Source organism: Vibrio sp. SCSIO 43086 (genome assembly GCF_051132235.1).
Taxonomy (GTDB): domain Bacteria; phylum Pseudomonadota; class Gammaproteobacteria; order Enterobacterales; family Vibrionaceae; genus Vibrio; species Vibrio diabolicus.
Genome location: NZ_CP072677.1, coordinates 3,404,527 through 3,430,653, shown reverse-complemented (window position 1 = coordinate 3,430,653; position 26,127 = coordinate 3,404,527). Strand labels below are relative to the sequence as shown.

Below are 26,127 nucleotides of genomic sequence, written 5' to 3'. Positions count from 1 at the left end.
CCTTGCCCCAAATTTGCCCACACAACGATCCACAATTGGGCAAAATTCACAAGATCGAGTGATTGGTGATAAGTCTGTGTATTATTTTATTCCCAATGCTGATTTTGTCGATCATTTCCCCTGGTTCAGTTCGCATTTTCGTCACATTTTACATTCTTCTTCTATTATCTAATAACTCACAGGTCTAGGTTATTGCTCTTGGTTATTTATTTAATTGAGCTAACTAACAGTAGTATTTCCAACCATAAAATTATGGAGATGTATTATGAAAAACTGGATTAAGGTTGCCGTTGCAGCCATTGCACTGTCGGCAGCAACCGTACAAGCAGCTACCGAAGTCAAAGTTGGTATGTCAGGTCGCTACTTCCCGTTTACTTTTGTAAAGCAAGATAAGCTACAAGGCTTTGAAGTCGACATGTGGGATGAAATCGGCAAACGCAACGATTACAAAATCGAATACGTAACCGCTAACTTCTCTGGTTTATTTGGTCTGCTAGAAACCGGTCGTATCGATACGATCTCCAACCAAATCACCATGACTGATGAGCGTAAAGCCAAATACCTATTTGCTGACCCTTACGTTGTAGATGGCGCACAAATTACCGTGCGTAAAGGCAACGACAGCATCAAAGGTGTTGGCGATCTTGCGGGCAAAACCGTTGCTGTGAATCTAGGATCTAACTTCGAGCAACTGCTTCGTCAGTACGACAAAGACGGCAAGATCAACATTAAAACGTACGACACAGGTATCGAACATGACGTGGCGCTCGGTCGTGCAGATGCATTTGTAATGGATCGTCTTTCTGCGTTAGAGCTGATTAAGAAAACCGGTCTTCCTTTGGAATTGGCGGGCGAACCGTTTGAAACCATTCAAAACGCATGGCCTTTCGTGGACAACGAGAAAGGTCGTAAGCTGCAAGAAGAAGTAAACAAAGCACTGGCTGAGATGCGCGCAGATGGTACAGTAGAGAAAATTTCCGTGAAGTGGTTTGGCGCTGACATCACGAAATAAGAACTCTTTGTACTTTAGGCCGCAAAGTGGTATCACTCTCGGACTAAAATAAACTTACGTAAAGGTGGAACTTGTTTTCCACCTTTTCTTTTCTCTAGCCTTTAGGTAAGCCGTATGGGATTTGACTTTAATTACATGTTGGAACTGCTGCCGATATTGCTGAAATATCTTGGCACTACCATGGAGATGGCGACATGGGGATTGGTGTTTTCACTGATTTTATCCGTCATTTTAGCCAATATTCGCGTATTTAAACTGCCAGTTCTGGATCAATTAAGCCAACTGTACATCAGCTTCTTCCGTGGCACCCCTCTCTTAGTTCAGCTTTTCCTGCTTTATTACGGCTTACCACAAATTTTCCCATTGATGGTGGGTATTGATGCCTTCTCAGCAGCGGTGATCGGTTTAACGCTGCACTTTGCCGCTTATATGGCGGAAAGTATTCGTGCCGCCATTATTGGTATTGATCGTAGCCAGATGGAAGCGAGCTTGTCGGTGGGTATGACAACATCTCAGGCGATGCGCCGAGTGATTTTACCTCAAGCAACGCGTGTCGCACTGCCTTCATTGATGAACTATTTCATCGATATGATCAAGTCAACGTCTCTCGCCTTCACGCTTGGTGTGGCCGAAATCATGGCGAAAGCACAGATGGAAGCCTCATCAAGTTTCCGTTTCTTTGAAGCTTTCCTTGCGGTTGCTCTTATTTACTGGGGCGTGGTGGTGATTCTGACTCGCGTACAAATCTGGGCAGAAGCAAAACTGAATAAGGCGTACGTACGATGATTAAGTTAGAAAATATTCACAAACGTTTTGGTGAGACTGAAGTGCTGAAAGGCATCGACCTCGATATTAAGCAAGGTGAGATCATCGTGATTATCGGCTCAAGTGGTACGGGTAAATCAACCTTGCTGCGTACGGTGAACTTTCTAGAACAAGCAGATGAAGGTCGTATCACGATAGATGACATCTCCGTTGATACTCAAAAACACACTAAAGCCGAAGTATTAGCGCTGCGTCGTCGAACTGGCTTTGTGTTCCAAAACTATGCCCTGTTTGCCCATATGAATGCGCGCCAGAACATTGCCGAAGGTCTAGTGACCGTTCGAGGTTGGAAAAAAGTCGATGCTCTCAAACGAGCGCAACAAATTCTGGATGACATAGGCCTTGGGGATAAAGGCGATAGTTATCCAGCGGCATTGTCTGGCGGCCAACAACAACGTGTGGGTATCGGCCGAGCGATGGCGCTGCAACCAGAATTGCTGTTATTTGACGAACCAACTTCTGCGTTGGATCCGGAATGGGTTGGAGAAGTTCTCTCATTAATGAAGAAGTTAGCTAATCAGCATCAAACCATGCTGGTGGTGACGCACGAGATGCAATTCGCGAAAGAAGTCGCAGATAGAGTGATCTTCATGGCGGAAGGCAATATCGTTGAGCAAGGTTCTCCACAGGATATCTTCGATAATCCACAAGATCCTCGTTTGAAAAAATTCCTTAACCAAGTAGGAATAGAGTAACGATCAAGCATCAGGATCGATTGATCCTTGAGATTTTACTCACACTACGTATAATCGCCCGGCCGGAATTTCGTACTCATTGAGTCATTGACACATTATGTGAGTGTGATTACAATTCCGCCTCTTTGTTGAGAGGCGTCGGTTGTCCTTCTCTATATAAAGAGCTTCTTTATATAAGAAAGCAAATACCCACGCCGGGTTTAACAAGAACCTAAAACTACTGATCAGTAAAGGTAATTATCATGAAACGCACTTTTCAACCTACAGTTCTAAAGCGCAAGCGTACTCACGGCTTCCGTGCTCGCATGGCAACTAAGAACGGTCGTAAAGTTATCAACGCACGTCGTGCAAAAGGCCGTGCGCGCCTATCAAAATAATCGCTAGTTTATTTTGAACACGTACGCGTTTAATCGGGAGTTACGTTTGTTAACTCCCGAGCATTATCAAAACGTCTTCCAGCAAGCTCATCGAGCTGGCTCGCCTCATTTCACCATCATTGCTCGCAATAACAAACTTTCTCATCCACGATTAGGTTTAGCGGTTCCAAAAAAGCAAATCAAAACGGCTGTCGGTCGTAACCGATTTAAGCGTTTGGCTCGTGAAAGCTTTCGTAACAATCAACATCAGCTTCCAAACAAAGATTTTGTTGTGATTGCGAAGAAAAGCGCGCAAGATTTAAGCAATGAGGAAATTTTTAAGTTGTTTGATAAGCTATGGCAACGCCTGTCTCGCCCTTCACGTGGATAGCCATTGGGCTCGTTTATCTGTATCGCTGGTTTATCAGCCCTTTGATTGGTCCTCGTTGCCGGTTCACACCAACCTGTTCCACTTACGCGCTAGAAGCTTTGAGAGCTCACGGTTTTGTAAAAGGATGTTGGTTATCAGGCAAACGTCTATTAAAATGCCACCCTTTGAATGAAGGGGGGTATGACCCCGTTCCACCAGTCCAAAAACAAGACAGAGATAACTAACGATGGATTCTCAACGTAATATCCTGCTCATCGGTTTGGCCCTGGTTTCTTTTTTGCTGTTTCAACAATGGCAAGTTGCAAAGAATCCAGAACCTCAAGCAGTTGAACAGGCTCAATCAAGCAGCACTCTACCTGCACCATCTTTTGCTGATGAACTTGACCCAGTTCCTGGCCAACAGCAAGCTTCTGCAAAAACTATCACAGTAACGACTGATGTTTTAACTCTGTCGATCGACACCGTTGGTGGCGATGTGGTACATGCCAACCTTAACGAATACTCTGCTGAGTTAGATTCATCAGATTCTTTTGTTCTGCTTAAAGACGCTCAAGGTCACCAATTTATCGCTCAAAGCGGTCTAGTGGGTCCTCAAGGTATCGACTTGAGCAGCACAAATCGCCCTCACTACAACGTAAGTGCAGACAGCTTCACTCTAGCTGACGGTCAAGATGAACTTCGTGTTCCGATGACATTCACTGCAAACGGCATCGAATACACCAAAACTTACATCTTTAAACGCGGCAGCTACGCGCTTAATGTTGAATACGATGTAGTGAACAACTCAGGCAATAACGCAACATTTGGTATGTACGCTCACCTACGTCAAAACCTAATGGACGATGGTGGTAGCATCACAATGCCTACTTACCGTGGTGGCGCATACTCAACAGAAGATACGCGTTACAAGAAGTACAGCTTTGATGATATGCAGGATCGCAACCTGTCTCTTAACCTAGCCGATGGCCAAGGTTGGGCAGCAATGATTCAGCACTACTTTGCCGCAGCTTGGATCCCACGTAACGAACCAGGTACTAACCTATACACTCGTGTAATTGGCAACCTAGGCGACATCGGCGTTCGTATGCCGAACAAAACTATCGCAACAGGCGATCAGGCTAAGTTTGAAGCAACACTTTGGGTTGGTCCAAAACTGCAAGATGAAATGGCAGAAGTGGCACCTAACCTAGACCTAGTAGTGGACTACGGCTGGTTATGGTTCATTGCGAAGCCTCTTCATATGTTGCTTTCATTCATCCAGAGCTTTGTTGGTAACTGGGGTGTGGCAATCATCTGTCTGACCTTCATCGTTCGTGGTGCAATGTACCCACTAACGAAAGCGCAATACACGTCTATGGCGAAAATGCGTATGCTTCAGCCTAAGCTGCAAGCTATGCGTGAGCGCATCGGTGATGACCGTCAGCGTATGAGCCAAGAAATGATGGAACTGTACAAGAAAGAGAAAGTAAACCCACTAGGTGGCTGTTTACCTCTTATCCTGCAGATGCCTATCTTCATCGCGCTATACTGGGCGCTAATGGAATCGGTAGAGCTTCGTCACTCACCATTCTTCGGTTGGATTCATGACCTTTCAGCACAGGACCCTTACTACATCCTGCCGCTATTGATGGGTGCGTCTATGTTCCTAATCCAGAAGATGAGCCCGACAACGGTAACGGATCCAATGCAGCAGAAGATCATGACCTTTATGCCGGTTATGTTTACCTTCTTCTTCTTGTTCTTCCCATCAGGTCTCGTTCTGTACTGGTTGGTGTCGAACATCGTAACGCTTATCCAGCAAACTCTTATCTACAAAGGATTGGAGAAAAAAGGCTTACACAGCAAGTAACCTTTTAGGAAATGATTGAGAAAGGCGGCCAAAAGGTCGCCTTTTTGTTTTTGGCTGATTACAATTCAGCTAACTAAAGTTATGGCTCAATTTGAGCCCAGCTCAAAAGGCAAAATTATGACTACAGATACGATTGTCGCTCAAGCGACCGCGCCTGGTCGTGGCGGTGTCGGTATTATTCGAGTATCAGGCCCTAAAGCCAACCAAGTGGCGTTAGAAGTCACGGGTAAGACACTAAAGCCTCGCTATGCAGAGTACCTGCCGTTTAAGTCAGAAGATGGCACTGTGCTTGATCAGGGCATCGCTCTGTACTTCCCTAACCCGCACTCATTTACAGGTGAAGACGTACTTGAGCTGCAAGGCCATGGCGGCCCCGTCGTGATGGATATGCTGATAAAACGCATTCTAGGTATTGATGGTATTCGAGCAGCTCGCCCTGGTGAGTTCTCTGAACGCGCGTTCCTGAACGATAAACTCGACCTCGCTCAAGCAGAAGCAATTGCAGACCTCATTGATGCAAGTTCTGAAGAAGCAGCAAAATCGGCGCTGCAATCCTTACAGGGCGCCTTTTCAGGGCGCATTAATACCTTAGTTGAGTCGCTGATTCATTTGCGTATCTATGTTGAGGCAGCCATCGACTTCCCAGAAGAAGAGATCGACTTTCTGGCCGACGGCAAAGTGGCTGGTGACCTACAAGCCATCATCGACAACCTAGATGCGGTGCGTAAAGAAGCCAACCAAGGCGCGATCATGCGTGAAGGGATGAAAGTCGTGATTGCAGGTCGTCCAAATGCGGGCAAATCAAGCCTACTGAACGCGCTATCAGGCAAAGAGTCTGCAATCGTAACCGACATCGCAGGTACCACGCGTGACGTACTGCGTGAGCATATCCACATTGATGGTATGCCACTACACATCATTGATACAGCAGGTCTGCGTGATGCCTCCGACGAAGTCGAGAAAATCGGTATCGAGCGCGCGTGGGATGAAATAGCTCAAGCAGACCGCGTCTTGTTCATGGTGGATGGCACCACAACCGATGCCACCGATCCGAAAGATATCTGGCCAGACTTTGTGGATCGCCTACCCGACAATATCGGCATAACCGTGATCCGAAACAAAGCGGATCAAACGGGTGAAGAAATGGGGATCTGCCACGTCAATAACCCTACCCTTATCCGCTTGTCAGCGAAAACTGGTGCAGGGGTTGAAGCTCTGCGTGAACACCTAAAAGAATGCATGGGCTTCTCAGGCAATAGTGAGGGTGGCTTTATGGCTCGTCGCCGTCACCTCGATGCATTGGAACGCGCCGCACAGCACCTTCAAATAGGCCAGGAACAGCTTGAAGGCTATATGGCTGGTGAGATACTGGCAGAAGAGCTGCGCATCACCCAACAGCATCTCAACGAGATTACCGGCGAGTTCAGTTCTGACGACTTACTGGGCCGAATCTTCTCTTCATTCTGTATCGGGAAGTAAATAATCGAACGCGCGGTGCTGAGCTTAACTCACACCGCGTTTCTTTTTGTACGGCAAGCCATCCATGAGCTTTAGCCGTCGCATTCAATAAGGAAGAAGTATGATCCACATTATTACAGGCAGCACGCTAGGTGGCGCAGAATACGTAGGGGATCACCTGAGTGATCTACTCAACGAGAATGGATTTGAAACAACGATCCACAATCAGCCATCTCTTGATGAGATCGAAAATCAAGGAACGTGGTTGGTGATCACCTCAACCCATGGGGCTGGTGAGTACCCTGATAATATTCAACCTTTTATCGCGGCATTACAAAATACCCCGCCGAAAATGACCGACGTAAAGTTCGCAGTGATTGCGATTGGTGATTCAAGCTATGATACGTTCTGCGCCGCTGGTCAACACGCTTATGATTTACTAGAGGACATTGGTGCCACACCGCTCGCTGATTGTCTTAAGATTGATGTACTGAGCCATGCAGTACCCGAAGACGCCGCTGAGGCATGGTTAAAAGAGAATATCGAACGCTTTTAAGCTCTCCGCTTTCCCTTCAACAGAGTCGAAATTCGGCTCTGTTTTCCCCAATGTGAATAACTCCCGTCAAATTATTTTGTTTAACTGCTCAAAAACCAATCAAACGAGCTGTGGATAACTACGATAAGATCCAGTGATTTTCCTTTAGTTATCCCAATAACAACTTTGATCAATTTTACCCCCTGTGTATAACTACCACTTTTGATCCCAGGTAATCCTCGATCTGATCCAATCATGATCACAAGATATGATCCAAAGAAGATCCATGATCTTGTTGATCATTTTTAGGTTATCCACATAAACGGTCGATCCTAATAGTAGATCTAATAAAAGATCATATATATAGATCTTATATATATTTATCTTGAAGCTTAAAACGGATAAAACGAGAAAACGTTTTTCTCTGTGGCATAAAGCAGGTAAAATACGGCTCCTTTATCTGTCCATTAAATCCCTTTGAATACCTGAGGTCAGTTCATGCTTTATCACGAAAACTTTGACGTCATTGTTGTCGGTGGCGGACACGCAGGAACGGAAGCCGCGCTCGCATCTGCACGCACAGGACAAAAAACGCTTCTCCTTACCCATAACATCGATACATTAGGCCAGATGTCTTGTAACCCGGCGATTGGTGGTATTGGTAAAGGTCACTTAGTAAAAGAAGTGGATGCTATGGGCGGTTTGATGGCTGAAGCCATCGACCATGCAGGTATTCAATTCCGTACACTAAATGCCTCCAAAGGTCCTGCAGTTCGAGCGACTCGAGCTCAAGCGGATCGAGCTCTGTACAAAGCGTACGTCCGTAACGCATTAGAAAATGCACCTAACTTAACGCTGTTCCAGCAGTCAGTGGATGATCTGATTGTTGAGCAAGACCGCGCGGTTGGCGTGGTGACTCAAATGGGACTTCGCTTCCATGCGAAAGCCGTCGTACTAACGGTAGGTACGTTCCTTGGTGGTAAGATCCACATTGGCATGGAGAGCTCTTCAGGTGGACGTGCAGGGGATCCACCGTCGATCGCATTAGCGGATCGATTACGTGAACTGCCATTCCGTGTGGATCGTTTAAAAACGGGTACCCCACCGCGCATTGATGCTCGCACTGTTGATTTTTCAGTGCTTGAAGCTCAGCACGGTGATAACCCTACCCCTGTATTTTCATTCATGGGTAAACGCGAACAACACCCGCGTCAGATCCCATGTTTTATTACGCACACCAATGAGCAAACGCACGACGTGATCCGTAGCAACTTGGATCGCAGTCCGATGTACGCGGGTGTGATTGAAGGCATTGGTCCGCGTTACTGCCCGTCGATTGAAGACAAAGTGATGCGTTTTGCGGACAAAAATAGCCACCAAATCTTCATTGAGCCAGAAGGTTTAACGACGCACGAGCTATACCCTAACGGTATCTCGACTAGCTTGCCATTTGATGTGCAAGTACAAATCGTTCGCTCAATGAAAGGCTTTGAAAATGCGCATATCGTTCGTCCTGGTTATGCGATTGAGTACGATTTCTTCGATCCACGTGATTTGAAGCAAACGTACGAAACCAAGTTTATTCATGGTCTGTTCTTTGCTGGTCAGATTAATGGTACGACTGGCTACGAAGAAGCCGCAGCGCAAGGCTTGATGGCCGGTCTAAACGCAAGCTTGTACAGCCAAGACAAAGAAGGCTGGAGCCCACGTCGTGACCAAGCTTACATGGGCGTATTGATTGATGATTTATCGACCATGGGTACCAAAGAACCGTACCGCATGTTCACTTCTCGTGCGGAATACCGCTTGTTGCTACGTGAAGATAACGCCGATTTACGTTTAACGGAAAAAGCACGCGAGTTAGGCTTGATTGACGATGTTCGTTGGGCTCGCTTTAACGAGAAACTCAATAACATGGAAACGGAACGTCAGCGTTTGAAATCAACGTGGATGAATCCGAAGTCAGAAGGCGTGGATGAGCTGAACAAGCTGCTGAAAACCCCAATGGCACGTGAAGCGAGTGGTGAGGATCTTCTGCGTCGTCCAGAGATCACTTATTCGCAACTGACGCAACTTGAAGCGTTTGCTCCTGCACTTGAAGATCAGCAAGCGGCTGAGCAAGTTGAAATTCAAGTAAAATACGATGGTTACATCAAGCGTCAGCAGGAAGAAATCGAAAAATCATTGCGTCACGAAAATACCAAGCTACCCGCAGATTTGGATTACCGCGATGTAAAAGGTTTATCAAACGAAGTCGTTGCTAAACTGAGTGAGGCCAAACCAGAGAGCATCGGTATTGCATCGCGCATTTCTGGTATTACGCCTGCAGCAATCTCTATTCTTCTTGTTCACTTGAAAAAGCATGGTTTGCTGAAGAAAGGTGAGGAAGAATAAAATGAGCGCATTGCGAACAAAACTGGATTCACTGATCGCGAAAACCGATTTAGAAGTGTCAGAGCAACAAAGAGAGCAATTGGTCGGTTACGTCGAACTGCTCGACAAGTGGAACAAAGCGTACAACTTAACGTCGGTGCGCGATCCGCTTGATATGTTAGTGAAACATATTCTTGATAGCATCGTGGTGAGCACACACCTGCCCGGTGAGCGCTTTATTGATGTTGGTACTGGTCCGGGCTTACCGGGCATACCTTTGGCAATCATGAACCCTGAGAAGACCTTCTTCTTGCTCGACAGTCTTGGCAAACGCATCCGTTTTATCAAGCAGGTCGTGCACACATTAGGGCTGAAAAACGTGACACCAATTCAAAGTCGCGTCGAAGAATTTCAACCTGAAGAAAAATTTGATGGCGTTTTGAGTCGAGCTTTTGCTTCAATGACAGACATGGTGGAATGGTGCCACCATTTGCCGAAACAAGAGCATGGGGTGTTTCTAGCGCTGAAAGGACAGCACCCTAAAGATGAAATGGATCAGCTTCCTGAATGGTGCAGTGTGACAGAGATCATATCTTTAGCTGTTCCTGAGTTGGAAGGTGATCGTCATCTAGTAATCTTATCGCGCAAGGAAAATTAGCGAGGTAATCGTGGGTAAAATTGTAGCAATCGCCAACCAGAAAGGTGGGGTCGGCAAAACAACAACGTGCATTAACTTAGCGGCTTCGATGGCGGCAACAAAGCGCAAGGTTTTGGTGATCGATCTCGACCCGCAAGGCAATGCTACGATGGCCAGTGGCGTGGATAAGTATATGGTCGATGCCACCGCATACGATCTTTTGGTCGAAGATACACCGTTCGATCAAGTCGTATGTACCCAAACCACAGGGAAGTATGATTTGATCGCGGCGAACGGTGACGTAACCGCGGCAGAGATCAAATTGATGGAAGTGTTCGCTCGCGAAGTGCGTTTAAAAAATGCATTGTCGTCAGTTCGCGATAACTATGATTTCATCTTTATTGATTGTCCTCCTTCTCTAAACCTTCTTACAATCAATGCGATGGCGGCAGCTGATTCTGTGCTGGTGCCGATGCAATGTGAATACTTTGCGTTAGAAGGTTTAACTGCTCTTATGGACACAATCAGCAAGTTAGCGGCTGTGGTTAATGAAAACCTCAAAATCGAAGGTTTACTGCGTACTATGTACGACCCGCGCAACCGCCTATCGAATGAAGTGTCCGATCAACTTAAAAAACACTTTGGCAATAAAGTTTACCGTACCGTCATTCCGCGTAATGTGCGTTTGGCCGAAGCGCCAAGTCACGGTAAACCAGCGATGTACTACGATAAGTACTCTGCAGGGGCCAAAGCGTATCTTGCTCTAGCGGGCGAAATGCTCCGCCGCGAAGAAATCCCAGTTTAACTCTAACCTAAGGAATTCAATCCCATGTCTAAGCGTGGTCTCGGAAAAGGACTGGATGCGTTATTGTCGACCAGTTCGTTTGCTCGTGAAAAACAGCATATTGCATCGCATAGCCAAGAATTATCGGCAGACGGTGAGTTAACCGACTTAGCGATTGGTCAATTGCAACCGGGCGTATACCAACCGCGTAAAGATATGGCGCCTGAAGCGCTAGAAGAATTAGCGGCTTCGATTCAGTCACAAGGCATTATTCAGCCAATCGTGGTTCGCCAGGTTGAAAGCGGCCAGTTTGAGATCATTGCTGGTGAGCGCCGCTGGCGTGCGGCAAGGCAGGCTGGTTTAAAACGTGTGCCGTGTTTGGTGAAGAAAGTCGAAGATCGCGCGGCGATTGCCATGGCGTTGATTGAGAACATTCAACGTGAAGACTTGAATGTAATTGAAGAAGCACAAGCGCTTGAGCGCTTACAAGACGAATTTACGCTTACGCATCAACAAGTCGCAGAAGTGATTGGTAAGTCGAGAACGACAGTCAGTAACTTGTTACGTTTAAACCAGCTTGAGTCCGATGTGAAAAGCTTGGTTGCGGATAAATTGCTAGAAATGGGTCATGCGCGAGCGCTATTGGCCTTGCAGGGTGGGAAGCAGGTTGAGGTTGCTCAACAAGTCGCGAAAAAGCAAATGACTGTTCGCCAAACCGAACAGTTAGTAAAAAAGTGCTTAGCCCCACAAAATGAGCAAAAAGGGCAACAAGAAGATACCGAAGCTGAGCAAATGTCGCATAAATTGAGTCAGCTGCTTGATGCAAAAGTTTCTCTGACCCGTTCTGCAAACGGAAAAGCGAAATTGACGATAAGTATTGATGAGCCTCACAAATTGGACCAACTAATTGCCAAGCTTGAGGACTAGATGAGATAATTGATTTAGGTCAATTAATCTAATTAATCGAATTTTGTGCGAAAGTTGTCGTTTTGTAAACAAAACTGTAAGTTTTTGATGCAATCGAATTGCTTTACGTTGAACTGAACGTATAATTTTCGCCAATTTCCCAGCACAGAGAGTTTAGTGCGAAGTGGATATTACTAGAGGTACGAATACATGGTAGCTGCGTTAGCTAGACCAGGACGAGAGCTCGCAAGGCAATTGTTAATGATCCAGTCTGGCGCGGTTATTTTTGTGGCAGCAGGAATGGCGGTAGCCATAAATCCTGACTGGGGATTTTCAGCGCTGATTGGCGGAGGCATTTTTGTTGTTGCCAATGCAGTATTCGCGCTGTGTGCTTTCATGTTTAGTGGGGCTCGCGCTGCCAAGCGCATCGCGGCTTCCTTCTATACGGGTGAAGTACTGAAAATTCTCATCACGGTTGCACTGTTCTATGTTGCCTACATGTATATGCAGGTGGAACTTGTTCCCCTCAAACTAACCTATTTGCTGGTACTAGGTATTAATATCTGTGCACCAGTGCTATTCATTAACAACAAAAAATAGGATGAGTTATGGCTGCGCCAGGTGAAGCGCTAACATCGTCCGGTTACATTGCCCACCACCTTTCTAACCTATCGCTGTATAAGTTGGGTTTAGTAGGGTCGGAGACAAGTTTCTGGAACGTACATATCGATAGCCTGTTTTTTTCTTGGTTTACTGGTTTAATCTTCCTCGGAATTTTTTACAAAGTAGCGAAGAGAACAACAGCGGGTGTACCGGGTAAGCTTCAGTGTGCTGTAGAAATGATCGTTGAATTTGTCGCCGATAACGTCAAAGACACGTTCCATGGACGCAACCCACTGATCGCGCCTTTAGCACTGACTATCTTTTGTTGGGTATTTTTGATGAACGTGATGGACTTAGTTCCTATCGACTTCTTACCGTACCCAGCAGAACATTGGCTAGGTATCCCTTACCTTAAGGTTGTACCGTCTGCTGATGTGAATATCACCATGGCTATGGCTCTAGGCGTTTTTGCATTGATGATTTACTACAGCATCAAAGTGAAAGGTCTAGGTGGATTCGCAAAAGAACTTGCACTACATCCATTCAATCACCCACTTATGATTCCGTTTAACCTACTGATTGAAGTGGTATCGCTACTGGCGAAACCTCTATCACTTGGTATGCGTCTATTCGGTAACATGTTCGCGGGTGAGGTTGTATTCATTCTTTGTGCGGCAATGCTACCATGGTACTTACAATGGATGGGTTCACTACCGTGGGCAATCTTCCATATCTTGGTTATTACGATTCAAGCCTTCGTATTCATGATGTTGACAATTGTTTACCTGTCAATGGCACACGAAGATCCTGATCATTAATTTTTTAAAGCTTTTTATTTGGGCACTAAGCCAACAACTATAAATTGGAGATAGTAATGGAAACTTTACTGAGCTTTTCTGCAATCGCCGTAGGTATTATCGTCGGTCTTGCTTCTCTTGGTACAGCGATTGGTTTCGCACTGCTAGGTGGTAAATTCCTAGAAGGTGCTGCACGTCAACCAGAAATGGCTCCTATGCTACAAGTTAAGATGTTCATCATCGCGGGTCTACTTGATGCGGTTCCAATGATCGGTATCGTAATCGCGCTACTATTCACTTTCGCAAACCCATTCGTTGGTCAACTAGGTTAATCACCTTTAACTCGGGACGAGCGATTAGCGCTTGTCACTGATTAACACTAAGTCCAAATAGAGGGGTAGCTGTTGTGAACATAAACGCAACTCTGCTAGGTCAAGCAATCTCGTTTGCACTATTTGTGTGGTTCTGCATGAAGTATGTATGGCCACCATTGATGAAAGCGATCGAAGAGCGTCAGAAGAAAATTGCTGATGGCCTTCAAGCAGCAGAACGTGCTGCGAAAGACTTGGATCTAGCACAAGCCAACGCTTCTGATCAATTGAAAGAAGCGAAGCGCACAGCAACTGAGATCATCGAACAAGCGAACAAGCGCAAGTCTCAAATTCTTGATGAAGCTCGCGAGGAAGCTCAGGCAGAACGCCAGAAAATCCTAGCGCAAGCAGAAGCAGAACTTGAAGCTGAACGCAATCGTGCGCGCGATGACCTGCGCAAACAAGTTGCTACTCTGGCTGTAGCTGGTGCTGAGAAAATCCTTGAGCGTTCTATCGATAAAGATGCGCAAAAAGATATTCTCGACAACATTACTGCAAAACTTTAAGTCTGGGGGCGCATATGTCTGATTTGACTACTATCGCACGCCCCTATGCTAAAGCAGCCTTCGACTTTGCTTTAGAGAAAGACCAGTTGGACCAATGGGGCCAAATGTTATCTTTTGCTGCTGAAGTGGCCAAAAACGAACAAATGAACGAACTTCTAACCGGTTCGGTTTCTGCTGATAAAATGGCAGAGATTTTTGTTGCAGTTTGCGGCGAACAAGTTGATACGCACGGTCAAAACCTTTTGAAGGTGATGGCTGAGAATGGTCGTTTAGCGGCCCTTCCTGATGTTTGCACAGAGTTTTACACTCTGAAGAAAGAGCATGAGAAAGAAATCGATGTTGAAGTCATTTCAGCAACAGAACTTTCTGATGAGCAACTTGCAAACATTGGCAGCAAACTTGAAAAGCGTCTTGAACGCAAAGTGAAGCTGAATTGCAGTGTAGATGAGACCCTACTTGGTGGGGTTATTATTCGAGCCGGAGACCTAGTCATCGATGACTCAGCGCGTGGTCGTTTGAACCGCCTGAGCGATGCATTGCAGTCTTAATGGGGATTGGAGCATGCAACTTAATTCCACGGAAATTAGCGATCTAATCAAACAACGCATCGAATCTTTCGAAGTTGTTAGTGAAGCTCGCAACGAGGGTACTATCGTATCGGTAAGCGATGGTATCATCCGCATCCACGGCCTAGCGGACGTGATGCAAGGTGAAATGATTGAATTACCGGGTGGCCGTTATGCACTGGCACTTAACCTTGAGCGTGACTCGGTTGGTGCGGTTGTAATGGGCCCATATGCTGACCTTAAGGAAGGCATGAAAGTTACAGGTACTGGCCGCATTCTTGAAGTGCCAGTTGGTCCAGAACTACTAGGCCGCGTAGTAAATACGCTGGGTGAGCCTATCGATGGTAAAGGTCCAATCGAAGCGAAAATGACTTCGCCTGTAGAAGTGATCGCACCAGGTGTAATCGACCGTAAATCGGTAGACCAACCTGTGCAAACTGGTTATAAGTCAGTTGACTCAATGATCCCAATCGGTCGTGGTCAGCGTGAGCTTATCATCGGTGACCGTCAGATTGGTAAAACAGCACTGGCGATCGACGCGATCATCAACCAGAAAGACTCTGGTATTTTCTCTATCTACGTAGCAATTGGTCAGAAAGCATCGACTATCGCTAACGTAGTTCGCAAACTAGAAGAGCATGGCGCACTACAAAACACTATCGTTGTAGTTGCATCTGCTTCTGAATCTGCAGCGCTGCAATACCTAGCGCCATACGCAGGTTGTGCGATGGGTGAATACTTCCGCGATCGCGGTGAAGACGCACTGATTGTTTACGATGACCTATCTAAGCAAGCGGTAGCTTACCGTCAGATCTCTCTACTACTTAAACGTCCACCAGGCCGTGAGGCATTCCCAGGTGACGTATTCTACTTACACTCGCGTCTACTAGAGCGTGCAGCTCGTGTAAACGAAGAGTACGTAGAACGTTTCACTAACGGTGAAGTGAAAGGTAAGACTGGTTCATTGACTGCTCTTCCTATCATCGAAACTCAAGCAGGTGATGTTTCAGCATTCGTACCGACTAACGTAATCTCGATTACCGATGGTCAGATCTTCCTACAAACTGAGCTATTCAACGCCGGTGTTCGTCCAGCTGTTGACCCAGGTATCTCAGTATCTCGTGTAGGTGGTTCAGCTCAGACGAAAATCATCAAGAAACTATCAGGTGGTATCCGTACAGCACTAGCTGCATACCGCGAACTAGCAGCATTTGCTCAGTTCTCTTCTGACCTTGATGAAGCAACGAAGAAACAGCTAGACCATGGTCAAAAAGTAACAGAACTAATGAAGCAGAAGCAGTACGCTCCAATGTCTGTATTTGACCAAGCTCTAACTATCTTCGCGGCAGAGCGCGGTTACCTTGATGATGTAGAACTTAACAAAGTTCTAGATTTCGAGGCGGCTCTACTATCGTACGCTCGCGGTCAATACGCTGAACTAGCAGCTGAGATCGACAAGTCTGGCGCTTACAACGATGAAATCGAAGCTCAGTTGAAGAAACTGACTGACGACTTCAAAGCAACCCAAACTTGGTAATTAGGTCGGTGGCAGTTTCTGCCACCAACTAACGGAGAGTAACGATGGCCGGCGCAAAAGAGATACGTAATAAAATCGGTAGTGTTAAAAGCACGCAGAAAATTACGAAAGCGATGGAAATGGTAGCAGCTTCAAAAATGCGTCGTTCTCAAGATGCAATGGAAGCTTCTCGTCCATACGCTGAAACAATGCGTAAAGTGATCGGTCATGTGGCTAACGCAAACCTAGAGTACCGTCATCCGTACCTAGAAGAGCGTGAAGCTAAACGTGTTGGTTACATCATCGTTTCGACAGACCGTGGTCTGTGTGGTGGTTTGAACATTAACGTGTTCAAAAAAGCCGTTACAGACATGCAAGCATGGAGAGAGAAAGGTGCTGAGATTGAGCTTGCCGTTGTTGGCTCAAAAGCAACAGCTTTCTTTAAACATGGTGGCGCAAAAGTTGCGGCACAGGTTTCTGGCCTGGGTGATAACCCAAGCTTAGAAGACCTAATCGGTTCTGTTGGCGTAATGCTGAAGAAATACGATGAAGGTGAACTGGACCGTCTATACGTAGTATTCAACAAGTTTGTGAATACTATGGTTCAGCAACCAACGATCGATCAATTGCTACCTTTGCCTAAATCGGACAGCGAAGAGATGCAGCGTGAGCACTCATGGGACTACATCTATGAGCCTGAGCCAAAACCTCTACTGGATACGCTACTAGTGCGTTACGTAGAGTCTCAGGTATACCAAGGTGTGGTTGAGAACCTTGCTTGTGAACAAGCGGCTCGAATGATTGCGATGAAGGCTGCAACGGATAATGCAACCAACTTGATTGACGATTTGGAACTTGTGTACAACAAAGCCCGTCAGGCTGCGATCACACAAGAACTATCGGAAATCGTTGGTGGTGCAGCTGCGGTTTAAGCTTAGGTAAAACGAAATAGTTTAGAGGATTAACGATGGCTACAGGTAAGATCGTACAGATCATCGGTGCGGTAGTCGACGTAGAGTTCCCACAGAGCAATGTACCTAGTGTATATGACGCTCTAAACGTAACGGACTCAAAAGAGCGTCTAGTTCTTGAAGTTCAACAACAGCTAGGCGGTGGCGTAGTTCGTTGTATCGTAATGGGTAGCTCTGATGGTTTACGTCGTGGAGTTGAAGTGGTTAACACTGGCGCTCCAATTTCAGTACCAGTCGGTACTAAAACTCTAGGTCGTATCATGAACGTCCTAGGTGACGCGATTGATGAGCGTGGTGAAGTGGGCGCGGAAGAGGTTTACTCTATCCACCGCAGCGCACCAAGCTACGAAGAACAATCAAACGAGATCGCACTTCTAGAAACGGGCGTTAAAGTAATCGACCTAATTTGTCCATTCGCTAAGGGTGGTAAAATCGGTCTATTCGGTGGTGCAGGTGTAGGTAAGACCGTTAACATGATGGAACTTATCAACAACATCGCACTACAGCACTCAGGTCTATCCGTATTTGCGGGTGTTGGTGAGCGTACTCGTGAAGGTAACGATTTCTACTACGAGATGCAGGAAGCGGGCGTTGTAAACGTTGAGAAGCCTGAAGAATCGAAAGTAGCGATGGTTTACGGTCAGATGAACGAGCCACCAGGTAACCGTCTACGTGTTGCACTGACTGGTCTAACAATGGCAGAACGTTTCCGTGACGAAGGTCGTGATGTACTACTGTTCATTGATAACATCTACCGTTACACACTGGCAGGTACAGAGGTATCGGCACTGCTAGGTCGTATGCCTTCTGCGGTAGGTTACCAGCCAACTCTTGCAGAAGAGATGGGTGTACTTCAGGAGCGTATCACGTCAACGAAATCAGGTTCTATCACGTCTGTACAGGCGGTATACGTACCTGCGGATGACTTGACTGACCCGTCTCCAGCAACCACGTTCGCGCACTTGGATGCAACGGTTGTACTTAACCGTAACATCGCGGCAATGGGTCTATACCCTGCGATCGACCCACTAGATTCAACATCTCGTATGCTTGATCCACTAGTAGTTGGTCAAGATCACTACGAAGTTGCTCGTGGCGTTCAGCAGACACTTCAGCGCTACAAAGAGCTGAAAGACATCATTGCTATCCTAGGTATGGACGAGCTATCTGAAGAAGATAAGCAAGTTGTATCTCGTGCACGTAAGATTGAGCGTTTCCTAACTCAGCCTTACCACGTAGCAGAAGTATTTACAGGTGACCCTGGTATTTACGTACCTCTAAAAGAGACTCTACGTGGCTTTAAAGGTCTACTAGCTGGTGAATACGACGACATTCCTGAGCAGGCATTCATGTACTGCGGTAGCATCGACGATGCTATTGAGAATGCGAAGAAGCTATAAGGCTAACTAGGAGGCGATATGGCAGCAATAACCTTTCACCTAGACGTAGTAAGCGCTGAGAAGAAAATCTTCTCTGGTCGTGTTGAAACGTTTCAGGTGACCGGTAGCGAAGGTGAACTTGGTATTTTCCATGGTCACACACCGCTGCTGACCGCTATCAAGCCTGGTATGGTGCGTATTGTGAAACAGCACGGCCACGAAGAAATCATTTATGTTTCTGGTGGTATGGTAGAGATTCAGCCTGGTACAGCGACTGTACTGGCTGATACCGCTATCCGTGGTGAAGAGCTAGACGCAGCGAAGGCAGAAGAAGCCAAGCGCCGCGCTGAGGAGCAAATCCAGAATCAGCATGGTGACATGGACTTCGCACAAGCGGCCAGTGAACTGGCTAAAGCCATTGCTCAGCTACGAGTTATCGAGCTGACAAAAAAGCGTCGCTAAGCTCAATTAGCAACGTTGCATGACAAAAGGCGGCCAAATGGTCGCCTTTTTGATTAATTTTAGTTGGAAATTTACCTTACTCCATTAACTATTTTAAAAGAGCTGTTTAAAATAACGGCCAATTAACATAAAACGTCAATAGGTTCTCAATGAAATTCAGTGCTGTGATTCTTGCTGCGGGTAAAGGTACCCGTATGCATTCGAACATGCCTAAAGTGCTACACACTTTGGCAGGGAAGCCAATGGCAAAACATGTGATTGATACATGTACTGGTCTTGGTGCACAAAATATTCACTTAGTATTTGGTCACGGTGGTGATCAAATGCAAACCACTCTTGCTGAAGAACCAGTAAACTGGGTGCTGCAAGCGGATCAGTTGGGAACTGGCCATGCGGTTGACCAAGCATCTCCTCGCTTTGAAGACGATGAGAAAATCCTCGTGCTTTATGGTGATGTGCCATTAATCTCAGCCGAAACCATCGAGAACTTGTTGGATGCTCAACCAACTGGTGGTATTGCACTGCTTACAGTGATGCTTGATAACCCAACAGGTTATGGTCGTATTATTCGTAAAAATGGTCCTGTTGTTGCGATCGTTGAGCAAAAAGATGCAACGGAAGAACAAAAACAAATTAAAGAGATCAACACTGGCGTGATGGTTGCGACTGGTGGGGATCTTAAGCGTTGGTTGTCTGGCTTAAACAATAACAACGCGCAAGGCGAGTACTACTTAACTGACGTTATTGCAGCCGCACACGATGAAGGTCGCGCCGTTGAGGCAGTACACCCAGTAAACGCGATTGAAGTGGAAGGGGTTAACGACCGCGCACAGCTTGCTCGTCTAGAGCGTGCTTTCCAATCAATGCAAGCTCAGAAGCTACTAGAGCAAGGTGTGATGCTACGCGACCCAGCACGCTTTGATTTGCGTGGTGAGTTGCAGTGCGGTATGGACTGTGAAATTGACGTGAATGTTATCATCGAAGGTAAAGTATCACTCGGTGATAACGTGGTTATCGGTGCTGGCTGTGTACTGAAGGATTGCGAAATCGATGACAACACCATCGTTCGCCCTTACAGTGTGATTGAAGGTGCAACGGTTGGTGAAGAATGTACCGTTGGTCCATTTACTCGCCTTCGTCCTGGTGCTGAGATGCGTAACGACTCCCATGTGGGTAACTTCGTAGAAGTGAAAAATGCGCGTATCGGAGAAGGCTCAAAAGCGAACCATCTAACTTACCTTGGTGATGCTGAAATCGGTCAACGTACGAACATCGGTGCCGGTACGATTACTTGTAACTACGATGGTGCGAACAAGTTTAAAACCATCATCGGTAATGATGTTTTTGTTGGTTCTGATAGTCAACTGGTGGCGCCTGTCACTATCGCTGATGGCGCAACCATCGGTGCAGGCACGACGCTGACAAAAGATGTTGAAGAAGGCGAGTTAGTGATTACTCGCGTCAAAGAGCGCAAAATTAATGGCTGGCAACGCCCTGTAAAACAGAAATAAGCAGTACCTGCACTCTGTCGCTATATTGTCAAAGCCGCTCAACAAGAGCGGCTTTGTTGTTTCTAGCTAAAGGCTTCATCGTTAGTAACTGGGAATGGCGATGCGTTTTTCGAGCCAACGAACAGCTTGGGATACGAATAGAATGAGCAACAAGTACTCCAAAACGAGGAAGGTATAAATCTCTAGGGGTAAGTACTCATTCACCACCAGCTCATTGGCACGGCGAGTGAGATCGCTCAAACCAATCACACTAACCAAAGAACTCATCTTCAGGATATACACAAATTGATTTCCCAATGGTGGGAGAATTTGTCGAAACGCTTGGGGAAGAATTACCAAGTGCATCTTTTGCCAATAGCTTAAGCCCAAAGATTCAGCCGCTTCATGCTGGCCACGACTGATGGCTTGGATTCCGCCGCGAAACACCTCCGCCATAAACGCACTCTCAGCAATGGTCAGGGCAATAACACCCGCCCAAAAGTGATTGAGTGAGACATCCAACAGCGTTGGCATGCCGTAATACACCCAAAGTAGTAAGACTAAAACAGGCACTGAACGGACTACCTCGACATAAATGCGGTTGATCCACTTCAAGTAGGGGGAGTTCGACAGAGCCGGTAGGGCGATGATTAAACCTAAGGTCATCGCAAATAACATACTGAGGAGTGATACTTGGATGGTGTCACTAAATCCGGCGATTAAAAACTTCAGATTGGTGAGTCCTTGCTCCGTGGAGGGATCGAGCACATACCAGCCCCATTGATAATCTGAGCAACCTGTGAGCAACAGCAGCGAAATCAGCCATAGAGTTCGAAAGGTCACATTTACTCCCTGAATTAACTAAAAAACTTCCATTGTTGCTGCTATGTTATCAATAGAGCTTTAATAAAGGTTAATCATTAAACCGCATAAGGTCATTATTTTTAAGGGAATAAAAATGAAAAAGATTTTACTAGCGCTAGGAATGTGTTTACTTGCTGCAACTCAAATTGCTCATGCTGAAAGCCGTCTTCAATCCATTTTAGACAGTGGTGTACTCCGTGTTGGAACGACGGGAGATTGGAATCCGATGACGATGAAAGACCCTGCAACCAACAGTTATCGTGGCTTTGATATCGACGTAACGACAGAGCTTGCTAAAGATCTCGGTGTAAAAGTAGAGTATGTAGCCACGGATTGGAAGACACTAGTCAATGGCATTACCGCCAACAAATACGATATTACTGGCAGCGCGTCCCTGAATATGTCGCGCGCGAAAGTCGCTGGATACAGCCAACCGTATTTCTACCTTGCCTTTGTACCCGTTGTGCAAAAGAAAGATCTCGCCAAATTCTCTGATTGGGCAGATTTTAATACGCCTGATGTGAAAGTCGCGGCGACACTAGGAACGGTGCAAGAAAAAATGGTGAAAGAGTTTTTCCCGCTGGCTCAACACATTGTGATTGAAGCGCCAGCGCGCGACTTCCAAGAATTACTAGCTCGCAGGGCCGATGTATCGGTGACGTCCAATGTGGAAGCAGCGACGTTGGTGGACAAGTTTAAACAACTGGCGATAGTACCAGTGACCGCTCCGCGTAAACCGACACCAATTGCGATGCTGTTGCCGCAAAACGATCAAGTATGGATTAATTACATCAACCATTGGGTTGAGCTGAAAAAGACCCAAGGCTTTTTCAAGCTGACTGCCAAGAAGTGGGGGTTGAAAAGCTTATAAACAAAAAGAGCCGCATTACGCGGCTCTTTTTTATTATCTGAACAATTAAAGTTCGTCTTCACTCACTACACGAGCATTGTCTGGAGTCGTGAAGTGCTGAGACAATTCACGGTTAGATAAGATGTAACCCATCCAAAGACCACCCATACAGATGATGATTGCAACGCCCGTTACCATTTGAGCTTGGCTTGCCATTGCAGCAACTAATGCGCTTGATAGACTGCTCACAGTAATTTGTAAGCTGTTTTGCAGGCCTGCAGCTGTTGCAGGGCTTTGTTTAGCACTTGCCAACGCGCGGTTTACTACGATTGGGTATAGCGCACCATTGGCTACCGCAATTAAACAGAAAGGCGCTAGAATTGGCCAGATAGAAGACAGTTCCCATTGTGAGGCAATGAATATCATTATTGCCGCGACACTAAATAGGCCAATCAATTGACGTAGAACTTTTTCATCACCAAATTTACGAACGCCGACTTTACCCAAGTAACCACCAGCCATAAACGCGATAGTTTGTGGGATAAAGCTCAAACCAATATCTTTTGCTTCATAGCCTAGTTGCGCCATGATTTCTGGCATACCAGTTAGGTAAGCAAAGAATGCAGCCGAAGCCGTCGCAAACATAAACACGTTGCCAAGGTACTTTTTAGAACTCAGCAGCGCTTTGATGTCGGCAGACATACTGGTTTGTTTGATTTCTGCTTTCTCGTCTTTTTGGGCCATTGTCGCAAAGACCAAGAAGACACCAACTAGTGTTAGCGTAATAAAGATACTGTGCCAGCCGAAGTTATCTGCCAACACTACCCCTAATTGAGGTGCTAGCGCTGGTGATAGCGCGACTAACGGCATGATCGTTGCGAAAATTTGCTGACTGCTGCTTGAGTAGCGTTTAATGACCATAGCTTGCCAGATCACTGCTGGTGCACATACACCGATAGCTTGGATAAAGCGCAGTGTCAGTAGTTGCCATACTTGGTCACAGAAAGCCAAACCGAATGACGCGATAGTAAACAGCACTAACCCGGCCGCGAGTGTATTGCGGTGGCCAAATTTATCGGATGCCAATCCCCACATTAGCTGGCCAACCGCCATACCAACTAGGAATACCGTTAAAGAGAGCGCTATTTGCTCTGGGCCTGTTGCAAAGTCGATTTCCATCGCTTTGAATGCTGGCAGATACATATCGGTAGCAACGAAGCCAAGCATCGATAATGCTGCCAGATAAATGAGCTGTAGTTTTGATATTTTCATGATTCAACCAGTCAAATTATTTAATCATTTTTTAATCAACATCAGTTGGCGCCAACCCTGATTTATTTACCTTATTATTCTATTTTTCGATTTTAAGAAAATAAAACGCTAAAATTGTTGGTTATCAATCAAATTTTTTGAAAGGTTAAATCATGTTCTCTAAAGCGTCTCTGGAAATGCTGGATACGGTTGCCCGTTTAGGCAGTTTCACCGCTGCGGCTGAGGTGCTGCATAAAGTCCCTTCAGCCATCAGTTATGGAGTAAGGCAGGTCGAGCAAGATTTAGATGTGGTGCTGTTTCGACGCTTACCGAGGAAAGTGGAGTTAACTCCAGCAGGTGAACTTTTTATGGCTGAGGCTCGCTCTTTGCTGCGTCAAATGGAAGAGGTGAAAGCACAAACACGCCGAGCAGCTCAAGGATGGAAGAGCACGTTAAAGCTGACCTTAGATAACGTGGTGAAGTTAGAGAAGCTCAAACCTTTGGTGGAAGATTTTTATCGCGAGTTTGAATTTGCTGAATTGCAGATCAATATGGAGGTCTTCAATGGTTCTTGGGAGGCTATAGCACAAGGACGAGCTGATATAGTCGTTGGAGCCACGTCTGCGGTTCCCGTTGGTGGGGATTTTGAAGTCAAAGATATGGGCGTATTGGATTGGGCATTTGTGATGTCTCCCGCTCATCCCTGTGTTCGCCAACAAGTGCTTACTGAAGAGTTTGTGAGTCAATTTCCGGCGATCTGCCTTGATGATACTTCGAACGTGCTGCCAAAGCGCCATACTGGCCATTATCCGCAACAACGCCGATTGTTACTACCCAACTGGTACAGTGCAATTGAATGTTTGAAAAATGGAGTTGGCGTGGGTTATATGCCACGTCATATTGCAACGCCACTGATCAATGATGGTGTGCTGGTGGAGAAGGTGATGCCAGATGATAAGCCGCTCAGTCATTGTTGCTTGGTCTGGCGCAAAGATGATAATCATAAATTGATCCAATGGATGGTGGATTACCTAGGATCGCCTAATCAGCTACATCAAGATTGGTTACAGTCATAAAAAAAACACCTCGCAATAGCGAGGTGTTTTATTTGATATGTTTGGAATGTGGCGTTTTATGACAGGAAGAACTTGTAAGACGGGTTGTCTGTTTCGTCTTTGCATTGATAGCCAAGTTCGCGCAAATGTGCCGAAAACTGAGCTAAATCTCCTTCATCTAACTCGAAACCACATAAAACGCGTCCGTAGTCTGCGCCGTGGTTACGGTAGTTGAACAAGCTAATATTCCAATGGGTACCAAGAGTGCTTAAGAATTTCAGCAAGGCACCTGGGTACTCTGGAAATTCAAAGCTGTAGAGTCGCTCTTTGAGTTGCTTCGATGGCTTCCCGCCGATCATGTAGCGAACGTGTAGCTTCGCCATTTCATCATCAGAAAGGTCAACCACCGGATAGCCACCTTCACGTAGATCGTGAATGATGTTTTCCAACTCTTCTTGACCACCTTGCAGACGAACACCGACAAAGATATTAGCGAGTTCGTCATCGTTATAACGATAGTTAAACTCCGTAACTGCACGGCCGCCAATCAAGTTACAGAACTCAAAGAATGCTCCTTGGCGTTCAGGAATCGTCACTGCCAGCAAACCTTCACGTTTTTCACCAAGCTCACAGCGCTCAGAAACATAGCGTAACCCGTGGAAGTTGGTGTTTGCACCAGACAGTACCGTGCCTAGGTTTTTGTCTTTCAGCTTGTTCTGTTCTGCAAACTTTTTCAGCCCCGCCAGAGCAAGCGCACCCGAAGGCTCAGCAATCGCTCGGGTATCTTCAAAGATGTCTTTTACTGCTGCGCAGATTTCATCACTAGACACCGCAATGTGGCCATCAATGTACTTTTGGCACAGACGGAAAGTCTCTTCACCAATGCGCTTTACTGCGACGCCATCGGCAAACATGCTGACTTGGTCTAGTACCACTGGTTCACCAGCATCCAGCGCGGCTTTTAGACAAGATGAGTCTTCCGGCTCTACAGCAATGACTTTTATTTCTGGCATTAACTGCTTCACGAGTACCGCAACACCAGCGGCCAAACCGCCGCCACCGACAGGAACAAAGATGTAATCAAGGTGACCATTTTGCTGCAGCATTTCCATACCGATGGTGCCTTGACCTGCGATCACCAGTGGGTGATCAAAGGGGGGCACAAAAGTATAGCCATATTGCTCTGACAAACGTTCGGCTTCTGCTTTTGCTTCATCAAAGTTGCTGCCGTGTAGTACCACATTGCCACCAAAGCTGCGTACGGCGTCGACTTTGATATCCGGCGTGGTCTTTGGCATCACGATAGTGGTTTTGATTCCCAGCTTAGTGCCAGACAGTGCCATGCCTTGAGCGTGGTTACCTGCCGATGCAGCGATGACACCAGCGGCTTTCTGCGCTTCAGATAAACTCGCCACCATGTTGTATGCACCGCGCAATTTGAACGAGTGCACGGGTTGGCGATCTTCACGCTTGATCTGCACATTATTCCCGATACGTGCAGATAAACGAGGCATTTCTTGCAGTGGCGTCACTGTTGCTACTTCATAAACAGGTGCGCGAAGGATTTGGCGCAGATAGTCTGCGCCAGTTTGATTTACTTTCTTTTCGGGTTGAGATTCCATCAT

28 protein-coding genes are annotated in these 26,127 nt (G+C 46.3%); 25 read left to right on the top strand and 3 right to left on the bottom strand.

Annotation, left to right across the window (positions count from 1 at the left end):
* Nucleotides 1–265: 265 nt before the first annotated feature.
* The 23 genes from J8Z23_RS16290 (at nt 266) to glmU (ending at nt 20,503) form a co-directional block, all read left to right on the top strand.
* Nucleotides 266–1,012 (top strand): amino acid ABC transporter substrate-binding protein, encoded by a 747-nt coding sequence (locus J8Z23_RS16290; protein WP_434634339.1) that lies wholly within the window; start codon nt 266–268, stop codon nt 1,010–1,012.
* 114 nt (nt 1,013–1,126) lie between these two features.
* Nucleotides 1,127–1,798, top strand: coding sequence for an amino acid ABC transporter permease (locus J8Z23_RS16285; RefSeq protein ID WP_005378829.1), 672 nt, complete (start codon nt 1,127–1,129; stop codon nt 1,796–1,798).
* Nucleotides 1,795–2,532 carry an amino acid ABC transporter ATP-binding protein gene (locus J8Z23_RS16280; RefSeq protein ID WP_048625594.1) on the top strand — a complete coding sequence of 246 codons (738 nt, stop codon included), beginning with the start codon at nt 1,795–1,797 and terminating at the stop codon, nt 2,530–2,532. Before J8Z23_RS16285 ends, J8Z23_RS16280 begins: the two co-directional genes overlap by 4 nt.
* Nucleotides 2,533–2,774: 242 nt before the next feature.
* Nucleotides 2,775–2,909 (top strand): 50S ribosomal protein L34, encoded by a 135-nt coding sequence (rpmH, locus tag J8Z23_RS16275; RefSeq protein ID WP_005378825.1) that lies wholly within the window; start codon nt 2,775–2,777, stop codon nt 2,907–2,909.
* A 46-nt stretch (nt 2,910–2,955) separates the two neighbouring features.
* Nucleotides 2,956–3,279 (top strand): ribonuclease P protein component, encoded by a 324-nt coding sequence (gene rnpA / locus J8Z23_RS16270; protein ID WP_005394102.1) that lies wholly within the window; start codon nt 2,956–2,958, stop codon nt 3,277–3,279.
* Nucleotides 3,246–3,503: a membrane protein insertion efficiency factor YidD gene (yidD, locus tag J8Z23_RS16265; RefSeq protein ID WP_005378822.1), complete on the top strand. Its 258-nt coding sequence runs from the start codon at nt 3,246–3,248 to the stop codon at nt 3,501–3,503. Before rnpA ends, yidD begins: the two co-directional genes overlap by 34 nt.
* Before the next feature lie 2 nt (nt 3,504–3,505).
* Nucleotides 3,506–5,128, top strand: coding sequence for a membrane protein insertase YidC (gene yidC, locus J8Z23_RS16260; protein WP_005394100.1), 1,623 nt, complete (start codon nt 3,506–3,508; stop codon nt 5,126–5,128).
* Between the two features lie 117 nt (nt 5,129–5,245).
* Nucleotides 5,246–6,607 carry a tRNA uridine-5-carboxymethylaminomethyl(34) synthesis GTPase MnmE gene (gene mnmE / locus J8Z23_RS16255; RefSeq protein ID WP_012841264.1) on the top strand — a complete coding sequence of 454 codons (1,362 nt, stop codon included), beginning with the start codon at nt 5,246–5,248 and terminating at the stop codon, nt 6,605–6,607.
* Between the two features lie 100 nt (nt 6,608–6,707).
* A complete protein-coding gene (mioC, locus tag J8Z23_RS16250; protein WP_005394096.1) occupies nt 6,708–7,142 on the top strand; it encodes an FMN-binding protein MioC in 435 nt (144 codons plus the stop codon).
* 477 nt (nt 7,143–7,619) lie between these two features.
* On the top strand, nt 7,620–9,515 hold the full coding sequence (gene mnmG, locus J8Z23_RS16245) for a tRNA uridine-5-carboxymethylaminomethyl(34) synthesis enzyme MnmG (RefSeq protein ID WP_047010278.1): 1,896 nt from the start codon (nt 7,620–7,622) through the stop codon (nt 9,513–9,515).
* A 1-nt stretch (nt 9,516) separates the two neighbouring features.
* Complete coding sequence (rsmG, locus tag J8Z23_RS16240; RefSeq protein WP_005394093.1) at nt 9,517–10,152, top strand: 16S rRNA (guanine(527)-N(7))-methyltransferase RsmG; 636 nt, start codon at nt 9,517–9,519, stop codon at nt 10,150–10,152.
* Nucleotides 10,153–10,162: 10 nt separating this feature from the next.
* A complete protein-coding gene (locus J8Z23_RS16235) occupies nt 10,163–10,936 on the top strand; it encodes a ParA family protein (RefSeq protein WP_005383838.1) in 774 nt (257 codons plus the stop codon).
* Nucleotides 10,937–10,960: 24 nt separating this feature from the next.
* Entirely contained in the window at nt 10,961–11,842 is an 882-nt protein-coding gene (locus J8Z23_RS16230; protein WP_434634326.1) for a ParB/RepB/Spo0J family partition protein, read from the top strand.
* A gap of 189 nt (nt 11,843–12,031) precedes the next feature.
* Nucleotides 12,032–12,421 (top strand): F0F1 ATP synthase subunit I, encoded by a 390-nt coding sequence (locus tag J8Z23_RS16225; protein ID WP_005378921.1) that lies wholly within the window; start codon nt 12,032–12,034, stop codon nt 12,419–12,421.
* Between the two features lie 8 nt (nt 12,422–12,429).
* A complete protein-coding gene (atpB, locus tag J8Z23_RS16220; protein WP_005378922.1) occupies nt 12,430–13,242 on the top strand; it encodes a F0F1 ATP synthase subunit A in 813 nt (270 codons plus the stop codon).
* Nucleotides 13,243–13,298: 56 nt separating this feature from the next.
* On the top strand, nt 13,299–13,553 hold the full coding sequence (gene atpE, locus J8Z23_RS16215) for a F0F1 ATP synthase subunit C (RefSeq protein ID WP_002540812.1): 255 nt from the start codon (nt 13,299–13,301) through the stop codon (nt 13,551–13,553).
* A 74-nt stretch (nt 13,554–13,627) separates the two neighbouring features.
* The gene (atpF, locus tag J8Z23_RS16210; RefSeq protein ID WP_031780375.1) at nt 13,628–14,098 is read left to right on the top strand and encodes a F0F1 ATP synthase subunit B; all 471 of its coding nucleotides are present in this window, start codon (nt 13,628–13,630) and stop codon (nt 14,096–14,098) included.
* A 14-nt stretch (nt 14,099–14,112) separates the two neighbouring features.
* A complete protein-coding gene (atpH, locus tag J8Z23_RS16205) occupies nt 14,113–14,646 on the top strand; it encodes a F0F1 ATP synthase subunit delta (protein WP_005394085.1) in 534 nt (177 codons plus the stop codon).
* A 13-nt stretch (nt 14,647–14,659) separates the two neighbouring features.
* The gene (atpA, locus tag J8Z23_RS16200) at nt 14,660–16,201 is read left to right on the top strand and encodes a F0F1 ATP synthase subunit alpha (RefSeq protein WP_005394084.1); all 1,542 of its coding nucleotides are present in this window, start codon (nt 14,660–14,662) and stop codon (nt 16,199–16,201) included.
* Nucleotides 16,202–16,245: 44 nt separating this feature from the next.
* Nucleotides 16,246–17,112, top strand: coding sequence for a F0F1 ATP synthase subunit gamma (atpG, locus tag J8Z23_RS16195; protein ID WP_005394082.1), 867 nt, complete (start codon nt 16,246–16,248; stop codon nt 17,110–17,112).
* A 35-nt stretch (nt 17,113–17,147) separates the two neighbouring features.
* Nucleotides 17,148–18,551: a F0F1 ATP synthase subunit beta gene (gene atpD, locus J8Z23_RS16190; protein WP_005383849.1), complete on the top strand. Its 1,404-nt coding sequence runs from the start codon at nt 17,148–17,150 to the stop codon at nt 18,549–18,551.
* 18 nt (nt 18,552–18,569) lie between these two features.
* Nucleotides 18,570–18,992 carry a F0F1 ATP synthase subunit epsilon gene (locus J8Z23_RS16185; RefSeq protein WP_005378937.1) on the top strand — a complete coding sequence of 141 codons (423 nt, stop codon included), beginning with the start codon at nt 18,570–18,572 and terminating at the stop codon, nt 18,990–18,992.
* 149 nt (nt 18,993–19,141) lie between these two features.
* Nucleotides 19,142–20,503, top strand: coding sequence for a bifunctional UDP-N-acetylglucosamine diphosphorylase/glucosamine-1-phosphate N-acetyltransferase GlmU (gene glmU, locus J8Z23_RS16180; protein WP_005394079.1), 1,362 nt, complete (start codon nt 19,142–19,144; stop codon nt 20,501–20,503).
* Between the two features lie 81 nt (nt 20,504–20,584).
* On the opposite strand, the gene J8Z23_RS16175 is transcribed toward glmU, so the two are convergent.
* Nucleotides 20,585–21,325: an amino acid ABC transporter permease gene (locus J8Z23_RS16175; protein WP_006742913.1), complete on the bottom strand. Its 741-nt coding sequence runs from the start codon at nt 21,323–21,325 to the stop codon at nt 20,585–20,587.
* 115 nt (nt 21,326–21,440) lie between these two features.
* On the opposite strand from J8Z23_RS16175, the gene J8Z23_RS16170 reads away from it, so the two are divergent.
* Nucleotides 21,441–22,217, top strand: coding sequence for a transporter substrate-binding domain-containing protein (locus J8Z23_RS16170; protein ID WP_048625599.1), 777 nt, complete (start codon nt 21,441–21,443; stop codon nt 22,215–22,217).
* Between the two features lie 45 nt (nt 22,218–22,262).
* On the opposite strand, the gene punC is transcribed toward J8Z23_RS16170, so the two are convergent.
* Nucleotides 22,263–23,468 carry a purine nucleoside transporter PunC gene (punC, locus tag J8Z23_RS16165; RefSeq protein WP_031780373.1) on the bottom strand — a complete coding sequence of 402 codons (1,206 nt, stop codon included), beginning with the start codon at nt 23,466–23,468 and terminating at the stop codon, nt 22,263–22,265.
* A 152-nt stretch (nt 23,469–23,620) separates the two neighbouring features.
* On the opposite strand from punC, the gene punR reads away from it, so the two are divergent.
* Nucleotides 23,621–24,523 carry a DNA-binding transcriptional activator PunR gene (punR, locus tag J8Z23_RS16160; protein WP_005394068.1) on the top strand — a complete coding sequence of 301 codons (903 nt, stop codon included), beginning with the start codon at nt 23,621–23,623 and terminating at the stop codon, nt 24,521–24,523.
* A 56-nt stretch (nt 24,524–24,579) separates the two neighbouring features.
* On the opposite strand, the gene ilvA is transcribed toward punR, so the two are convergent.
* Entirely contained in the window at nt 24,580–26,127 is a 1,548-nt protein-coding gene (gene ilvA / locus J8Z23_RS16155) for a threonine ammonia-lyase, biosynthetic (RefSeq protein ID WP_053807526.1), read from the bottom strand.

What these genes read in the sequence shown, in the direction of transcription:
- J8Z23_RS16290 (WP_434634339.1), top strand. Translation starts at nt 266, where the DNA reads ATGAAAAACTGGATTAAGGTTGCCGTTGCAGCCATTGCACTGTCGGCA.
- J8Z23_RS16285 (WP_005378829.1), top strand. Translation starts at nt 1,127, where the DNA reads ATGGGATTTGACTTTAATTACATGTTGGAACTGCTGCCGATATTGCTG.
- J8Z23_RS16280 (WP_048625594.1), top strand. Translation starts at nt 1,795, where the DNA reads ATGATTAAGTTAGAAAATATTCACAAACGTTTTGGTGAGACTGAAGTG.
- rpmH (WP_005378825.1), top strand. Translation starts at nt 2,775, where the DNA reads ATGAAACGCACTTTTCAACCTACAGTTCTAAAGCGCAAGCGTACTCAC.
- yidD (WP_005378822.1), top strand. Translation starts at nt 3,246, where the DNA reads ATGGCAACGCCTGTCTCGCCCTTCACGTGGATAGCCATTGGGCTCGTT.
- yidC (WP_005394100.1), top strand. Translation starts at nt 3,506, where the DNA reads ATGGATTCTCAACGTAATATCCTGCTCATCGGTTTGGCCCTGGTTTCT.
- mnmE (WP_012841264.1), top strand. Translation starts at nt 5,246, where the DNA reads ATGACTACAGATACGATTGTCGCTCAAGCGACCGCGCCTGGTCGTGGC.
- mioC (WP_005394096.1), top strand. Translation starts at nt 6,708, where the DNA reads ATGATCCACATTATTACAGGCAGCACGCTAGGTGGCGCAGAATACGTA.
- mnmG (WP_047010278.1), top strand. Translation starts at nt 7,620, where the DNA reads ATGCTTTATCACGAAAACTTTGACGTCATTGTTGTCGGTGGCGGACAC.
- rsmG (WP_005394093.1), top strand. Translation starts at nt 9,517, where the DNA reads ATGAGCGCATTGCGAACAAAACTGGATTCACTGATCGCGAAAACCGAT.
- J8Z23_RS16230 (WP_434634326.1), top strand. Translation starts at nt 10,961, where the DNA reads ATGTCTAAGCGTGGTCTCGGAAAAGGACTGGATGCGTTATTGTCGACC.
- J8Z23_RS16225 (WP_005378921.1), top strand. Translation starts at nt 12,032, where the DNA reads ATGGTAGCTGCGTTAGCTAGACCAGGACGAGAGCTCGCAAGGCAATTG.
- atpB (WP_005378922.1), top strand. Translation starts at nt 12,430, where the DNA reads ATGGCTGCGCCAGGTGAAGCGCTAACATCGTCCGGTTACATTGCCCAC.
- atpE (WP_002540812.1), top strand. Translation starts at nt 13,299, where the DNA reads ATGGAAACTTTACTGAGCTTTTCTGCAATCGCCGTAGGTATTATCGTC.
- atpH (WP_005394085.1), top strand. Translation starts at nt 14,113, where the DNA reads ATGTCTGATTTGACTACTATCGCACGCCCCTATGCTAAAGCAGCCTTC.
- atpA (WP_005394084.1), top strand. Translation starts at nt 14,660, where the DNA reads ATGCAACTTAATTCCACGGAAATTAGCGATCTAATCAAACAACGCATC.
- atpG (WP_005394082.1), top strand. Translation starts at nt 16,246, where the DNA reads ATGGCCGGCGCAAAAGAGATACGTAATAAAATCGGTAGTGTTAAAAGC.
- atpD (WP_005383849.1), top strand. Translation starts at nt 17,148, where the DNA reads ATGGCTACAGGTAAGATCGTACAGATCATCGGTGCGGTAGTCGACGTA.
- J8Z23_RS16185 (WP_005378937.1), top strand. Translation starts at nt 18,570, where the DNA reads ATGGCAGCAATAACCTTTCACCTAGACGTAGTAAGCGCTGAGAAGAAA.
- glmU (WP_005394079.1), top strand. Translation starts at nt 19,142, where the DNA reads ATGAAATTCAGTGCTGTGATTCTTGCTGCGGGTAAAGGTACCCGTATG.
- J8Z23_RS16170 (WP_048625599.1), top strand. Translation starts at nt 21,441, where the DNA reads ATGAAAAAGATTTTACTAGCGCTAGGAATGTGTTTACTTGCTGCAACT.
- punC (WP_031780373.1), bottom strand. Translation starts at nt 23,468, where the DNA reads ATGAAAATATCAAAACTACAGCTCATTTATCTGGCAGCATTATCGATG.
- punR (WP_005394068.1), top strand. Translation starts at nt 23,621, where the DNA reads ATGTTCTCTAAAGCGTCTCTGGAAATGCTGGATACGGTTGCCCGTTTA.
- ilvA (WP_053807526.1), bottom strand. Translation starts at nt 26,127, where the DNA reads ATGATGGAATCTCAACCCGAAAAGAAAGTAAATCAAACTGGCGCAGAC.